Origin of the sequence: Cellulomonas sp. ACRRI (assembly GCF_022346185.1) — a bacterium.
Lineage (GTDB): Bacteria > Actinomycetota > Actinomycetes > Actinomycetales > Cellulomonadaceae > Cellulomonas.
The window spans coordinates 44,675-60,200 of record NZ_JAKRMS010000005.1 but is presented as its reverse complement, the minus strand read 5'-3'; the positions used below and the strand labels follow the sequence as shown (position 1 = coordinate 60,200).

General features: G+C 78.3%; 11 protein-coding genes and 1 pseudogene. 10 read left to right on the top strand and 2 right to left on the bottom strand.

Annotation, left to right across the window (positions count from 1 at the left end):
- Positions 1-54 precede the first annotated feature (54 nt).
- The 3 genes from MHY85_RS02595 (at position 55) to MHY85_RS02585 (ending at position 3,559) form a co-directional block, all read left to right on the top strand.
- Positions 55-438 (top strand): phage holin family protein, encoded by a 384-nt coding sequence (locus MHY85_RS02595; protein ID WP_239192769.1) that lies wholly within the window; start codon positions 55-57, stop codon positions 436-438.
- 169 nt (positions 439-607) lie between these two features.
- Positions 608-1,915: a hypothetical protein gene (locus MHY85_RS02590; protein ID WP_239192766.1), complete on the top strand. Its 1,308-nt coding sequence runs from the start codon at positions 608-610 to the stop codon at positions 1,913-1,915.
- 108 nt (positions 1,916-2,023) lie between these two features.
- Positions 2,024-3,559 (top strand): chaplin family protein, encoded by a 1,536-nt coding sequence (locus tag MHY85_RS02585; protein WP_239192763.1) that lies wholly within the window; start codon positions 2,024-2,026, stop codon positions 3,557-3,559.
- 216 nt (positions 3,560-3,775) lie between these two features.
- On the opposite strand, the gene MHY85_RS02580 is transcribed toward MHY85_RS02585, so the two are convergent.
- Positions 3,776-5,332, bottom strand: coding sequence for a GAF domain-containing protein (locus tag MHY85_RS02580; RefSeq protein WP_239192760.1), 1,557 nt, complete (start codon positions 5,330-5,332; stop codon positions 3,776-3,778).
- A 172-nt stretch (positions 5,333-5,504) separates the two neighbouring features.
- On the opposite strand from MHY85_RS02580, the gene purB reads away from it, so the two are divergent.
- Positions 5,505-6,968 (top strand): adenylosuccinate lyase, encoded by a 1,464-nt coding sequence (gene purB / locus MHY85_RS02575; protein WP_239192757.1) that lies wholly within the window; start codon positions 5,505-5,507, stop codon positions 6,966-6,968.
- Positions 6,969-7,120: 152 nt separating this feature from the next.
- Here purB and MHY85_RS02570 read toward each other — a convergent pair whose 3' ends face one another.
- Positions 7,121-8,377: a glutamyl-tRNA reductase gene (locus MHY85_RS02570; protein ID WP_255731861.1), complete on the bottom strand. Its 1,257-nt coding sequence runs from the start codon at positions 8,375-8,377 to the stop codon at positions 7,121-7,123.
- A 52-nt stretch (positions 8,378-8,429) separates the two neighbouring features.
- Between MHY85_RS02570 and hemE the strand changes: the two genes are divergently transcribed.
- The 6 genes and pseudogenes from hemE (at position 8,430) to hemL (ending at position 15,460) form a co-directional block, all read left to right on the top strand.
- Positions 8,430-9,584, top strand: coding sequence for a uroporphyrinogen decarboxylase (gene hemE / locus MHY85_RS02565; protein ID WP_239192751.1), 1,155 nt, complete (start codon positions 8,430-8,432; stop codon positions 9,582-9,584).
- Between the two features lie 55 nt (positions 9,585-9,639).
- Positions 9,640-11,211 (top strand): NAD(P)/FAD-dependent oxidoreductase, encoded by a 1,572-nt coding sequence (locus MHY85_RS02560; RefSeq protein ID WP_239192748.1) that lies wholly within the window; start codon positions 9,640-9,642, stop codon positions 11,209-11,211.
- A 66-nt stretch (positions 11,212-11,277) separates the two neighbouring features.
- Entirely contained in the window at positions 11,278-12,264 is a 987-nt protein-coding gene (hemC, locus tag MHY85_RS02555) for a hydroxymethylbilane synthase (protein ID WP_239192745.1), read from the top strand.
- Positions 12,261-13,037, top strand: a pseudogene (locus MHY85_RS02550) (uroporphyrinogen-III synthase); the annotation flags it as partial. The gene hemC and the pseudogene MHY85_RS02550, both read left to right, overlap by 4 nt.
- A 114-nt stretch (positions 13,038-13,151) precedes the next feature.
- Positions 13,152-14,123 (top strand): porphobilinogen synthase, encoded by a 972-nt coding sequence (gene hemB, locus MHY85_RS02545; protein WP_239192826.1) that lies wholly within the window; start codon positions 13,152-13,154, stop codon positions 14,121-14,123.
- 5 nt (positions 14,124-14,128) lie between these two features.
- The gene (hemL, locus tag MHY85_RS02540; protein ID WP_239192823.1) at positions 14,129-15,460 is read left to right on the top strand and encodes a glutamate-1-semialdehyde 2,1-aminomutase; all 1,332 of its coding nucleotides are present in this window, start codon (positions 14,129-14,131) and stop codon (positions 15,458-15,460) included.
- Positions 15,461-15,526: the final 66 nt, after the last annotated feature.

Here is a 15,526-nt window from a genome sequence, read left to right as displayed (position 1 = left end):
CACCGTCCGCGACGAGGGCTGCGGGTGAGGGCGCCGCGATGGCAGGATCGACGCATGAGCTTCGTGGTACGGGTCCTGATCAGCGGCGTCGCCCTGTGGCTGGCCGAGGTGCTGCTGCCGGGCATCAGCATCGTCGGCGCCGACAGCACGTGGGGACGGGTCGGCGTGCTGCTCGCCGTGGCGCTCGTGTTCGGCATCGTGAACGCCATCGTCAAGCCGATCGTGCACCTCATCTCGATCCCGCTGTACATCCTCACGCTGGGCCTGTTCACGCTGGTCGTCAACGCGCTGATGCTCATGCTCACGGCCTGGATCACCGAGCAGACCGACTGGGGCCTGCGGATCGACGACTTCGGCGACGCGTTCGTCGGCGCGCTGATCGTCTCCGTCGTCTCCTTCGCGCTGAGCGTCGCGATCCCGCGCAGCCGGGAGCGCTGAGCCCGGACCCGGTCGCCGCGTCCTCGCAGGTCACGCCGCTCCCGTCACCCGGACGGGCGATATCACCCGCCCCCATCTGTTGCCTGCCCCGCCGAGCGCTCCTACCGTCGACGAGGTCAGGGCCCGCCAGCGACGGAGGGCCTGCCACGGAGACTCAGGGGGAGTCGCCATGACCACGCGACCGGGTGCCGCGCAGCGTGCGCGCTCGCTCGCGTCGCGATGGGCCCGCCGGGGCCTGTACGCGGCGGGCGGGCTGACGCTCGCCGGTGCCGCCGCGGTCGCCCTCGCCCCCGCAGCCGCCGCCGACGAGGTGCCGCCGCCCGCGTCCGGGACCACGCTGCTCGCCGGGGTGGGCGACCTCGTCGGCGCGGTCGTGCAGCCCGTGGCCGAGCACGTCGTGGCGCCCGCGGTGCAGGCGGTGCTGCCGCCGGCCGGGGCCGCGCCCGCACCGCCGGCCCCCGCGCCCGCACCACCGGCCCCTGCGCCCGCACCACCGGCCCCTGCGCCGGCCCCGCCGGCTCACGCGCCCGCTCCGCCTGCTCACGCGCAGTCCGCGGCGCCGGCCGGGTCGGGCGCGGCCGAGGTCGTGGCCTCGACACCTGCCGCCGCCACGCCCGCCGCAGGCGCCCCCGGGCTGCTCGGCACGGTGACGTCGACGCTCGGCGACGCCGTGGCGGCCCCGGCCGTGGCCGCCGCGGCCCCGCTGGTCGCCGACCTGGTCGACGGCGTGGTGACCCCCGGGGCCCGGGCGACGGAGCCCCTGGCGCCGGTGCTCGACCCGCTGACGTCGGGCGTCCTGGTCCCCGTGGTCGGCGCCGTGCCGGCCCCGGTGCTCACCGCCCTCACCCCGGTGCTGACCCCCGTGGTCGACGCCGTCGCGCCGGTCCTCGCGCCCGTCGTCTCCCCCGTGGTGACCGGCGTGGTCGACCCGCTGCTGGGCGGCGTCGACGGCACGCCCGTGGGGGACGCGCTCGCGCCCGTCCTGGGCGTCCTGCGCCCCGTGACCGAGCCCCTCGTGCCGCCGACGGTGACGCCGCCGACGGCTCCCGCCGTGCCCGGGCCCGCCGCGCCCACCGCGCCCGCTGCCACGTCCGGCGCCGACGGCCTCGCTCCGCTGCGGCTGTGGACGGGCGCCGGTCCCGCGCCGAGCGACCCGTCCGCCGCCACCACGGACGCCCCCGCGGACCGCGCGGCCGAGGCCCTGCGCACCGCTCCCTCCGGCGTCGACGACGCCGCCCGCTCGGCGTCCGCGCCGGTCGGCGGTGGCGACCACCCCGTCCCGCCGGCCCCGAGCGCGCCGGCCCCGTCCGGCACGGGCGCCTCCGGGAGCCCGCTGCGCATCTCGGCCGGCCAGGACGTCCTGGCGGTCCTCACGACCCTCGCGCTGGTCCTGGGCGGGTCGCGGCTCCTCGCCGTCGCCCGCGGCCGCGTCGAGCTCCCGCTGCGTCTTCGCGACGTCCCCGTCTTCCCCGCCTGAGTCGGGCCCCGGCGCCCGCGGCACCCGTGCCGCCGCGCCCCACGGGCCCTCGCGCCGCACGCCGGCGCACCGACTCAGGATCAGGGGAAGACCACCATGCACAGGAACATGAAGCGAGCGGTGCACACCGCTCTGCTGGCCGGCGGCCTCGTCGTCGCCGGGGCCGTGTCGGCGTCCGCCGCCGACGACGACGGCCTGCTGTCCGGCCTCGGCATCGAGGCACCCGTCGACGTCTCCGTCGACGTGTCCGGCCTCGCCGCCGGCGTCCTCGGCGACGCGACGACCACCGCCGCGGCGGTACCCGTCGAGCCCGCCGCACCGGCGCCGGCTCCCGCGGCCACCGCCGGCGGGGGCACCTCCGACGGGGTGGCCTCCGGCACCGCCGTCGCCGCCCCGGTGCACGTCCCGGTCGACGTCTCCACGGTCGCCGTCGGCGTCCTCGGCGACGCGACGGCCACCGCTCCGGCACCCGCGGCACCCGCGCCGGCTGCCGCGCCCGCCCCGACGGCGACGGTCGGGGGTGGGGACGCCGACGGCATCGCCTCCGGGACCGGGGTCGCCGCCCCGGTGAGCGTGCCGGTCGACGTCGACGGGGTCGCCCTGGGCGTCCTCGGCGACGCCTCGACCACCGGCGCCGGCGACGCGACGTCGACCGGCACCAGCACCGACGGCCCCACCGCCACCGTCGGCGACGGCGACTCCGACGGGATCGCGTCCGGGACCGGCGCAGCCGCGCCGATCAGCATCCCGGTCACCGTCGGCGACGTGGCGCTCGGCCTGCTCGGCGACGCGTCCAGCACGTCGACCGGCACCGGCACCACCGGCACCGACGGCCCCACCGCCACCGTCGGCGACGGCGAGTCCGACGGGATCGCGTCCGGGACCGGCGCAGCCGCGCCGATCAGCATCCCCGTGACCGTCGGCGACGTGGCCCTCGGCCTGCTCGGCGACGCGTCGACCTCGTCGACCGGCGCCGGCACGGGCGACGGCCCGACCGGCGCCCCGACCGCCGAGGTCGGCACCGGCGACTCCGGCGCCCCGCTCGCGGGCACGGGCGTGGCCGCGCCGATCAGCATCCCGGTCACCGTCGGCGACGTGGCCCTCGGCCTGCTCGGCGACGCGTCCAGCACGTCGACCGGCACCGGCACCACCGGCACCGACGGCCCCACCGCCACGGTCGGCGGCGGCGACTCCGACGGCCTGCTGGGCGGGATCGGCGTCGTCCTGCCGATCGAGGTCCCGGTCGCGATCGGGGACATCGCCCTCGGCCTCGTCGGCGACGCGACGGTCGCCGACGGGGCCGGCACCGACCCGGGCACCACGGCCCCGGGCACCACGACCCCCGGCACGACCCCGGGCACCGCGGACGGCCCGGGCACCGCGGACGGCCCGGGCACCGCGGACGGCACCACGACGGTCGCCGCGGTGACCTCGCTGTCGGACGTCCTCGCGGCCACCGACGTCGCCGCCGCGCTCGACGGCGCGGCCGGCACCGCCGCCACGGCGCGCACGGCCACGGCGGTCACCGCACCGGCCGCGCTGGCCGCGACGGGCGGTCCGGTCGCCCTGACCGGCCTCGCCGCGCTGGCCCTGCTGGCCCTGGGCCTGCTGCTCCGCCGGGTCCCGCGGGTGGTGCTCGTCTGACCGCCCGCCGCTAGACCCGTCGGCCGGCGGCGGGTGCGGGACCTCCGCCGGCCGACGGACCCACGTCCGCAGACCCCGCAGCCCCGGGGGCGGCACACGCTGACGCCGACCCCGGAACCGAGGAGAGGAGTGCAACCGGCCACCGCGGCCGGCGACGGGTGCGGGCCCGTCGCCGGCCGGCGGCGCGCGTCGGGTCGGCCGGAACCGGCCCGGGGCTCAGGAGGCGCGGAAGGACCGCGCCATCTGCCGCTGCTCGTCGAGCACCTCGCCGATCCGGGCCTGGACCTCGTCCATCCGCCGGATCGTCGTGCTGACCGACTCGATCCCGCGGGACACCGCGGCGGTGTTCGCCTGGATGTCCGCGACCTGCTGCTCCACCCGCGACGTCGCGGTCGACGTCCCGCCGGCGAGGTCCTTCACCTCGGTGGCGACGACGGCGAACCCACGGCCGGCCTGCCCGGCGCGGGCGGCCTCGATGGTGGCGTTCAGGGCGAGCAGGTTCGTCTGGTCGGCGATCGACGAGATGACCCGGATGACGTCGCCGACCGCGGAGGACGACGCCTCGAGCGTGCGGACCTCCTCGGCCATGGCCGAGGTCTGCGCGACGGCCTCCTCGGCGACGCGCACGGCCTCGGACGCGCTCTCCGACAGCCGGGCCACGCTGCCGAGCAGCGCCTCGGACGCGGCGCGGTCCCGCTGCGCGGCCCGGAGGATGTCGACGCGCTGGGAGACCAGCCGGGCGACGTTCCGCAGCGAGCTGCGACGGCTGTCGGTCAGCTCGATCGTCTCGGTGGTGAAGAAGTCCATCGTGCCGAGCACCTCGTCGCCGACGACCACCGGGATGCACACCCCGGAGCGGACGCCGGCGCGCTGCGCCGCGGGGGCGCGCACGCAGTCGGTGAGCTCCCCGAGGTCGCGGACGAACACCAGGTCCCGGGCCCGCCAGGCGCGGCCGGCGAGGCCGACGCCCTCCGCGAAGCTCGCGGCGAGCGTGACCCGGCGGAACTCCTCGCCCGCGGTGCCGGACTCGACCTGGAACCGCAGCACCCGCGCCTCCGGGTCCACCGCCCAGTAGGAGCCGTACTCCCAGCCGAACTCCTCGCGCACGGTGTCCAGGGCGACCCGCAGCGCCTGCTCCTCCTCCGTGCACTGGCCGACCTTCGCGACCGAGGTCGTCACGGCCTGCTGGTCCCGCGCGACCTGCGCGATCTCCTCCGCGGCACGGCGTGCTTCCAGCGCCTGCGAGACGGTCCGCGCGAGCACGTCGAGGACGAGCACCTGCGCCTGCCCCTCCGAGCGGCGCTGGGCGGACAGGAAGTCGAGCACGGCGACGACCTCCCCGCGGCGCCACAGGGGCATCGTCATCGCACCGCGCGCGCCGGCGCGGAGGAACACCTCGCCGCGGGCGCAGTTGGTGGCGTGCTCGGTCAGGTCCGCGACGGGCAGCACCCCGTCGCGCTGCCAGGCGAGCCCGCACAGCCCGGTGCCCTTGGGCATCCGGTACCCGGGCGTCATCTCGGTGAGCTCTCGGGACAGGTGCCCGGTCTGCGCCACGAACAGCAGCGCGCCCTCGTCGGGGTCCACCCGCCAGGCCGACGCGTAGTCGAACCCCAGCGCGGTGCGGATCGTCTCGAGGATCTCGGGCAGATCGCCGGATCCCGACGACGCCCCGAGCGCGCGGACGACGTCGTCGAGCGCCCGGAGCTCCCGCTCGGCCGCGACTCCCTGCTCCGGCTCCGTCGCGACGCCGCGGCGCCTCCTCAGTCCCGCCATGTCCGTACCCCTCGCTGCTGTGCCCGCGCGGCCCTGCGTCTGCTCCGCGGGGCGTCCCCCTGAGTCGCCTCAGCATCGGCAGCGACGGCGCCCGTGTGAGGGGTCCGGAGGGCGCTCTCCCCGTCCGGTCCTCCCGCGTCACCCGCCTGGGCGCCGTGGGAGGATGCGGCCCATGCCCGCGCACGAGAGCAACCCGTCCGCCGCGCCCGCCCGCTCGTCGCTCGCCGACGTCGAGCCGCCGATCGCCCTCGGCCCGCTGGACGGCCGGTACCGCCGGACCGTGGCCCCGCTCGTGGACCACCTGTCCGAGGCGGCGCTGAACCGCGAGCGGGTGCACGTCGAGGTCGAGTGGCTGATCCACCTGACGACCCACGGCGTGGTCCCCGGCGCCCCGGCCCTGTCGGCCGCCGAGCAGGCGTACCTGCGCGCGGTCGTCACGGACTTCGGCGCCGCCGACGTCGCGCGGCTGGCCGAGCTCGAGCGCACCACCGTGCACGACGTGAAGGCGGTGGAGTACTTCCTCAAGGAGAAGATCGCCGCCGCGCCGTCGGTGCTGGGCGAGGGCACGGTGCTGCCGTCCGTCTCCGAGCTCGTGCACTTCTGCTGCACCAGCGAGGACATCAACAACCTGTCGTACTCGCTCATGGTCCGCGGGGCCGTGCGCGACGTGTGGCTGCCCGCCGCCACCGGCCTGGCCGAGGACCTCGCCGCGATGGCCCGCGACCTCGCCGACGTGCCGATGCTGGCGCTGACCCACGGCCAGCCGGCGACGCCGACGACGCTCGGCAAGGAGCTCGCCGTCCTCGCGCACCGGCTGCGCCGGCAGCTCCGCCGGGTCGCGGGCGCGGAGTACCTGGGCAAGCTCAACGGCGCGACGGGCACCTACGGCGCGCACGTGGTCGCGGTCCCCGGGGCGGACTGGCCGGAGGTCAGCCGCACGTTCGTCGAGCACCTCGGCCTCACCTGGAACCCGCTCACCACGCAGATCGAGTCGCACGACTGGCAGGCGGAGCTGTACGCGGACGTCGCCCGGTTCAACCGCGTGCTGCACAACCTGGCGACCGACGTGTGGACCTACATCTCCCGGGGCGTGTTCACGCAGATCCCGGTGGCGGGCGCGACCGGCTCCTCCACCATGCCGCACAAGGTGAACCCGATCCGGTTCGAGAACGCCGAGGCGAACCTCGAGCTGTCCTGCGCCCTGCTCGACTCGCTGGGCGCGACCCTGGTGACGAGCCGGCTCCAGCGCGACCTCACCGACTCCACGACGCAGCGGAACATCGGGCCGGCGTTCGGGCACTCGCTGCTCGCGGTCGACAACGTGCGCCGGGGCCTCGCAGCGCTGTCGGTGGACCGGGACCTGCTGGCGCGCGAGCTCGACCAGAACTGGGAGGTGCTGGGCGAGCCGGTGCAGTCGGCGATGCGTGCGGCGTCGGTCGCGGGCGTCACCGGGATGGAGAACCCGTACGAGCGGCTCAAGGAGCTGACCCGCGGCCGCCGGCTCACGGCGGCCGACATGCGGGAGTTCGTCGCCGGCCTGGGCCTGCCGCCGGAGGTCGAGGCGCGCCTGCAGGCCCTGACCCCGGCCTCGTACACGGGCCTGGCGGCGGACCTCCTCCGCTACCTCGAGCACTGACCCCCGCTCCCCGCCCCCGCTCCCCGCCCCGCAGACCGCCGAGATAGGGCCGCCGCGCCGACGTAGGACCGCCGGACGCCCTCTCTCGGCTGAACGGTCCTCTCTCGGCGCGTGGTGCGGGCGGCGGCGCGGGCGGGCGGACGGCGCTCGGGTCAGCGCGCGGGGGTGGCGGCCGCCGCGGCGTGCGGGACCTCGACCGCGGCCAGGTCCGCCAGGGCCGCGGCGTACGCGGCCGCGTCACCGGCGCGGGCGGCCTCGCGGGCGCGCACCGTCGGGCCGTGCAGCGCGGACCGCACCCGGCGCCGCAGCGCCCGCGCCTCGTGCTCGGGCAGGTCCTCGGCGGCCCGACCGAGCTCCTCGAGCACGCGGCGGCGCTCGGCGACGACGGGCGGGTTCCACTGCCGCGTGCGCAGGTCGCGCTCGAACGTCGCGGCCTGCTCCGCCACGAGCGCCCGGGCCTCGGCCACCGTCGCGGAGTGCCCGTCGGGGGCGTGCTCGGCGACGGTCGTGAGGCTGACCAGCCGCACGCCCGGCAGCTCGCCCACCGCCGGGTCGACGTCGTGCTGCAGCGCCAGGTCGAGGACCGCGAGCGGCCGCGCACCGAGGGCGGCCTCGGCGGACCGGGACCGGATCAGCGCGTCCACGTCGAGGACCTTGCCGGCGGCGCCGCTGCACGCCACCACCAGGTCGACCCCGGCCAGGCTGGCGGCCAGGTCGTCGGTGGCGGCGGTGACCCCGCGCTGCGCGGCGAACTGCCCGGCCCGGCCGCTGGCGGAGTAGACGAGGACGTCGCGGCAGCCGCGGGCCTTGAGCGCCGCGAGGCTGGCGCCGGCGTAGGAGCCGGTGCCGATCAGCAGGCAGCGGACGTCGGACCAGTCCGGCAGGCCGTCCTCGACCAGGTCGAGCGCGACACCGACGACGGAGCGGCCGGCCGCGCCCAGGCCCGTGCGGCCCTCGACGGCGCGGGAGGTCCGGGACGCGGCCTGGAACAGCCCCTCGAGGTCGGAGGTCGTGGTGCCGTCGCGGCGGGCGGCGGTCAGCGCGCGCCGGACCTGCCCGGCGATCTCCCGCTCCCCGACGACCATCGACTCCAGGCCGGAGGCGACGGCGAACAGGTGCTCGACCACGCCGGGCCCGGTGGCCGGGGCGAGGGAGTCGGCGACGCGCTCGGGGCTGTAGCCGGAGCGCGCGGCGACGGTCCCGGCGACGGCGGCCCGCGCGGCGTCGGCGTCGGCGGCGTCGGCGACGTCCAGGTACAGCTCGAAGCGGTTGCAGGTCGCCAGGACGACCGCCCCCGCGATCGACTCCGACGCCGTCACGATCTCCCGCCCGACGGCGTGGGTGTCGGCGGACAACCGCTCCAGCACGGACAGGTCGAGGTCGTGATGGCTGGCCACCAACGACAGCATCACCACGCCAAGAATTTAATCACTCCAGGGAAGACGGGGCACAATCGTCGTGATGTCGACTCCGTCACGCCCTGACGCGCCCGCGAGCGCCCCGGCGACCCCTGCTCCCGCCCTCCCGTCGCACCCGGACGGCACCGGGCTGCCCGCCGACCACCCGCTCGTGGACGGCCGCACCGCGCACGCGCCGCTCGTGGACGCGTACCGCGGCCGCACGCCCACGCGGCGCCCGGTGTGGTTCATGCGCCAGGCCGGCCGGTCGCTGCCGGAGTACCGGGAGGCGCGGAGGGGCACCGCGATGCTGGACGCCTGCCTGACCCCGGACCTCGCGTCGGAGATCACCCTGCAGCCCGTGCGCCGGCACGGGGTGGACGCGGCGATCTTCTTCTCGGACATCGTGATCCCGCTGCGGCTGGCCGGGGTGGACGTCGACATCCAGCCCGGGGTCGGCCCGGTCATGGGCTCCGCGGTGCGGACCGCCGACGACGTGGCGCGGCTGCGCGCCGAGCACCCGGCGGACTCGCTGACTCCGGAGGTGCTGGCCCCGGTGGTCGAGGCCGTGCGGCTGACCACGGCGGCGCTGGGGTCGACCCCGCTCATCGGGTTCGCGGGCGCGCCGTTCACGCTCGCCGCCTACCTCGTCGAGGGCCGTCCGTCCCGCGACCACCTCGCCGCGCGCACCCTGATGCACGCGGACCCGGCGACGTGGCGGTCGCTGACCGAGTGGGCGGCCGACGTCACCGGCGCGTTCCTGCGGGCCCAGGTGCTCGCCGGCACCAGCGCCGCGCAGCTGTTCGACTCCTGGGCGGGGTCGCTGTCGCTGGCCGACTACACCGCGCGCGTCGCGCCGGCCTCGACCCGGGCGCTCGCGCACGTCGCCGACCTGGGCGTGCCCCGCGTGCACTTCGGCACCGGCACGGGCGAGCTGCTCGCCGCGATGCGGGACGTCGGCGCGGACGTCGTGGGCGTGGACCACCGGATCGGGCTGGACGAGGCGGTCCGCCGGCTCGACGGCCGGGTGCCGGTGCAGGGCAACGTCGACCCGGCGCTGCTCGCCGCGCCGTGGCCGGTGCTGGAGGCGCACGTGCGGGACGTGGTGGCGCGCGGTGCCGGAGCCCCCGGGCACGTGGTGAACCTGGGCCACGGGGTGCCGCCGGAGACGGACCCGGACGTGCTGACCCGGGTCGTGGAGCTCGTGCACACGCTCTGACGGACGGGCCCGGGGTCCCACGGTGCGTGGTGCCCCGGCGCGGCAGGCTGGACAGATGAGGAAGGACGCGGCCACGAACGACGACGACCCGGCAGCCGGCACGACGGCACCCGCCCCCGGGGGCGCGGAGGCGACCCCGGACCCCACCTCGGCACCGGGCGCGGGGACGCCGGCCGGACCCTGGGACGCGGTCGTCGTGGGCGGCGGCGTCGCGGGCCTGGTCGCCGCGCGCGAGCTCGCCCTCGCCGGCCTGCGGCCGCTGGTGCTGGAGGCGTGGCGCTCCCCCGGCGGCGTCGTCGGGCGGCACGAGGTCGACGGGCTGGCGCTGGACGCCGGGGCGGAGTCGTTCGCGACCCGCGGCGGCGTCGTCGCGGCGCTGGCGGACGAGCTCGACCTGGCCGACCGCGTCGTCACGCCCGAGCGGCACGGCGCGTGGGTGCGGCTGCCGTCCGGCGCGGGACCCCTCCCCCGCACCGGCCTGCTCGGCATCCCCGCCGACCCGTGGACGGCGGACGTCCGCCGGACGATCGGGCTCGCGGGCTCGCTCCGCGCCTCCCTGGACCGGCTGCTGCCCGCGCGGGTCGGGACCGCGGACGGCACGACGCTCGGCGCCCTGGTGCGCGCCCGGGCCGGCCGGCGGGTGCTCGACCGCCTGGTCCGGCCCGTCGTGGCCGGCGTGCACGCCGCCGAGCCGGACGACGTCGCCGCCGACGCCGTCGCCCCCGGGCTGCGCGCGGCCGTGCGCCGCGAGGGGTCGCTCGCCCGCGGGGTGACGGCGCAGCGCGCGCTCGCGCCGGCGGGCTCGGCGGTCGCCGGGTTCCGCGGCGGGCTGCACGTGCTGGTGGACGCGCTGGCGGCCGACCTCGCCGCGCGCGGCGGGGCGGTGCGCACCGGCGCCGCCGTGCGCGCGGTGACCCGATCCGGCGACGGGTTCGCGGTCACGCTCGACGGGCCGGACGGCACCCCGGAGACGCTGACCGCGCCGCGCCTGGTGGTCGCCACCCCGCGGGCCGTCGACCTGCTCGCGGGCGTCGCGCCGGGGCTGGCGGGGCTGACCACCGACCCGGGGGCGGACATCGTGCTCGTCACCCTCGTGCTGGACGCGCCCGCCCTCGACACCGCGCCCCGCGGCACCGGCGTGCTGGTCGCCCGCGGCGTGGCCGGCGTGCGGGCCAAGGCGCTCACGCACGCGACGGCCAAGTGGGCGTGGCTGGCCGAGGCGGCGGGCCCGGGCCGGCACGTGGTGCGGCTGTCGTACGGCCGCGCCGGCGAGGACACCGGCGCCGAGGCCGGGCTGCCGCGGGACCTGGAGGCGCTCACCGACCTCGCGCTGCGGGACGCGGCCGCGGTGCTCGGCGTGCCGCTGCGGCGCGAGCAGGTCCGCGCCGCGGCCCGGGTGCGGTGGCGCCAGGGGCTCCCCGTGCCCAGCGCCGCCCACCGGGAGACCGTGCGGCGCGTCCGCGCGGCCCTCGCCGACGTGCCCGGCCTGGCCGTCGTCGGCGCGTGGGTGTCCGGCAACGGGCTCGCCTCCGTCGTCCCCGACGCCCGCGCGACCGCCGCCGCCCTGGCCACCGCGGCCACCGGCCCGGCCGCTGCGCCCGTCGACCCCGACGCGCCGGGGGCCTGACCCGTGCACCGCAGCCCGCGACCCGCGGTTTCGACAGATCCGCGCGGGGTGGCCGAGACTGGGGGCATGCCCCAGACGGTCCGGGTCGGCACCCGTGCGAGCGCGCTCGCCCTCACCCAGACGGGGCACGTGGCCGACGCGCTGACCGCCCTCGGCGCCGGACCGCACGAGCTGGTGCGCGTCCGCACGGACGGTGACCGGCTCACCGGCTCGCTGGCCACGCTGGGCGGCACCGGCGTGTTCGTCACCGCCCTGCGCGACGCCCTCCTGGACGGCCGCTGCGACGTCGCGGTGCACTCGTTCAAGGACCTGCCGACCGCCGTCGCCCCGGGGCTGGTGGTCGCGGCCGTGCCGCTGCGCGAGGACCCGCGGGACGCCCTGTGCGCCCGCGACGGCCGCACCCTCGCGACGCTCCCCGAGGGGGCCGCGGTCGGCACCGGGTCCCCGCGCCGCGCCGCGCAGCTGCGGGCCGCCCGCCCCGACCTGCGGGTGGTGGACATCCGCGGCAACGTCGACACCCGGCTCCGCCGGATCGAGGACGACCTGGACGCGGTCGTGCTCGCCCGGGCGGGCCTGGCGCGCCTCGGGCGGCTGGACGCCGTGACCGACGCGCTGCCGTTCGACGTGATGACCCCCGCGCCCGCCCAGGGCGCCCTGGCGGTCGAGGTCCGCGCCGAGGACGCCGCCGCGGGCACGCCGCTCGCCCGCGCGCTGGCGGCGCTGGACCACCGGCCGACCCACCTCGCCGTGCTCGCCGAGCGCGCCCTGCTGAGCCGGCTCGAGGCGGGCTGCGCCGCGCCGGTCGGCGCGCACGCGCGGCTCGGCGCGGACGACGAGCTGACGCTGGAGGCGGTCGTGCTGCGCACCGACGGCACCGAGGCGCTGCGCCGCACCGCGTCGACCACCCTGGCCGGCGGCGCGACGGGCCCGGCCGGCGCCGATCCCGCCGCGGCCGCCGGGCGCGCCGCCCTGGCCGCCGCCGCGCTCGGCACCCGGCTCGCCGAGGACCTGCTGGGCGCGGGCGCGGCCGAGCTCGCGGAGCTCGGGGCGTGACGGGCCTGCCGGCCGACGGCGCGCCCACCACGGTCCCGGCCGGGCCGCTCGCGGGCCGCACCGTCCTCGTCCCACGCGCGACCGAGGGCCTGGACCCGCTGGTCATCGCGCTGCACGCGGCCGGCGCGGACCCGCTCGTGGTGCCGCTGATCCAGACCGTCCCGCCGTACGACCCCACCGAGCTCGACGACGCGCTGCTCGCGCTCGAGGTCGGCTACTACGGCTGGGTGGCCGTGACGAGCGCCGCCGCGGTGCCCGTGCTCCAGGACCGCGCCGAGGAGACCGGGCACACGCTGGCCGGCCTGCTCGACGGCGTCCAGGTGGCCGCGGTCGGCGGCAGCACCGCCCGGGCGCTGCGCGAGGCGGGCGTCCGCGTCGACCTCGTGCCCACGGGCCGGTCGTCCGCGGTGGCGCTCCTCGCCGCCTGGCCGCCCGCCGGCGAGGAGCCGGCCCGGGTGCTGCTGCCGCTCGGCGACCTGGCCGCCCCGACGATGGCCGAGGGGCTGGCCGCGCGCGGCTGGCCGGTCGACGTCGTCGTCACCTACCGCACCGTGCCCGGCCCGGCGCCGGAGCCGGCGGTGCGGGAGGCGTACGCCGCGGGGCGCGTGGGTGCGGTGCTCCTGACCTCGGGCAGCACGGCACGGAACCTGCTGTCGATGCTCGGGGCCCCGCCCGCGGGCACCCTGGTGTGCTGCATCGGCGAGTCGACCGCCGCGGAGGCGCGGCGCGCCGGGCTGCCGGTGCACGCCGTCGCCGACGACCAGACCCCGGGCGGCCTGGTGGCCGCGCTCGCGCGCGCCGCCGCGCCCGGGCACCGCGGGGACGACGCCCAGGACGCGGGCGCCCCCGACGCCGAGAGCCCGGCCGCGGCCGCCCGGCCCGGACGGGTGCGCCCGCGCCGGCTGCGCGGCACGGCCGCCCTGCGGCGCTCGGTGAGCGAGGTGCGGCTGCACCCGGCCGACCTGGTGCTGCCGATGTTCGTCAAGGAGGGCCTCGACGAGCCCGCGCCGATCGCCTCGATGCCCGGCGTCGTCCAGCACAGCCGCGACTCGCTGCGCCGGGCGGCCGCCGAGGCCGCCGCGGCCGGCGTGTCGGCCGTCAACCTGTTCGGCGTCCCGCTGACCCGCGACGCGGTCGGCTCCGGCGCCACCGACCCCGACGGCGTGCTCAACCGGGCCATCGCCGACGTGCGGGCCGAGGTCGGCGACGCGCTGGTGATCCAGGCGGACCTCTGCCTCGACGAGTTCACCGACCACGGCCACTGCGGCGTGCTGACGGCGGACGGCCGGGTGGACAACGACGCGACGCTCGAGCGGTACGCGCAGATGGCGCTGGTGCAGGCCGAGGCGGGCGCCCACATGGTCGCGCCGAGCGGCATGATGGACGGCCAGGTCGGCGTCATCCGCGACGTGCTCGACGCCGCCGGTCGGGACGACGTCGCCGTCCTGGCGTACGCCGCGAAGTTCGCGAGCGTGCTCTACGGGCCGTTCCGCGACGCGGTGGAGTCGACGCTGGAGGGCGACCGCCGCACCTACCAGATGGACCCGGCGAACCGCCGCGAGGCGCTGCGCGAGGTCGCCCTCGACATCGAGGAGGGCGCGGACCTCGTCATGGTGAAGCCGGCCGGCGCGTTCCTGGACGTGCTCGCCGACGTCGCCGCGGTCAGCACCGTGCCGGTCGCGGCCTACCAGGTGTCCGGCGAGTACGCGATGGTCGAGGCCGCCGCCGCGCAGGGCTGGCTGGACCGCCGCCGCGCGATCACGGAGTCCGTGCTCGGCATCCGCCGGGCCGGAGCCGACCAGGTGCTGACGTACTGGGCCGTCGAGCTGGCCCACTGGCTGCGGGAGGAGTGGCGGTGACCGAGGTGACGAGCACGAGCACGTCGAGCACGAACGAGGGGCTGTTCGACCGGGCGCGGGGCGTCGTGCCCGGCGGCGTGAACTCCCCGGTGCGCGCCTTCGGGTCCGTGGGCGGCGCGCCCCGGTTCCTGGCGTCCGCCCGCGGCGCGTACGTCACCGACGTCGAGGGTCGCGAGTACGTGGACCTGGTCGGGTCCTGGGGCCCGGCGCTGCTCGGGCACGCGCACCCGGAGGTCGTCGAGGCCGTCCGCGAGGCCGCGGGCCGGGGCCTGAGCTTCGGCGCGCCGACGCTGGCCGAGGTCGAGCTCGCCGAGGCCGTCCGCGCGCGGGTGCCCGCCGTCGAGCGGCTGCGCCTGGTGTCCACCGGCACCGAGGCGACCATGACCGCGATCCGGCTGGCCCGCGGCGTCACCGGCCGGGACACGGTCGTGAAGTTCGCCGGGCTCTACCACGGGCACTCGGACGGCCTGCTGGCCGCCGCCGGCTCCGGCCTCGCGACGTTCGCGCTGCCCGGCTCGGCGGGCGTGCCCGCGGCGATCGCCGCCGAGACGATCGTGCTGCCGTACAACGACGTCGCCGCGGTCGAGGCCGCGTTCGCCGAGCACGGCGCGCGGATCGCCGCGGTGATCACCGAGGCCGCGCCGGCGAACATGGGCGTCGTCCCCCCGGAGCCCGGGTTCAACGCCGCGCTGTCCCGGATCACCCGGGAGCACGGCGCCCTGCTGATCCAGGACGAGGTGCTCACGGGCTTCCGCGTGGGTCCGGCGGGCTGGTGGGGCCTGGAGGCCGCGCGCGAGGGCTGGTCGCCCGACCTGCTGACGTTCGGCAAGGTCGTCGGCGGCGGCATGCCGGTCGCCGCGCTGGGCGGCCGCGCCGAGGTGATGGACGCCCTGGCCCCCGTCGGCCCGGTGTACCAGGCCGGCACGCTGTCCGGGAACCCCGTGGCCGTCGCCGCGGGCCTGGCCACGCTCCGGCTCGCCGACGACGCGGTGTACGCGGCGGTCGACCGGGCGTCGGCGACCCTGCGCGCGGCGGTGGACGAGGCGCTGACCGCCGCCGGGCTGCCGCACGCCGTGCAGAACGCCAGCAACCTGTTCAGCACGGTGCTCGGCACCGACGCGGGCGCGCGGGACTACGCGCAGATGCTCGCGACGGAGTCGTGGCGGTACCCGGCGTTCTTCCACAGCCTGCTGCGCGACGGCGTGTACGCGCCGCCGTCCGCGTTCGAGGCGTGGTTCGTGTCCGCGGCGCACGACGACGCGGCGCTCGGGCGCATCGTCGACGCGCTCCCGGCGGCGGCCCGTGCGGCGGCCGCGGCGACGCCGCCGACCGCCTGAGGGCGCCGACCTACCAGAAGGTCGGTCTTTCTCCGCGGCAATCATTCCTACTGCTCGGTAACATCG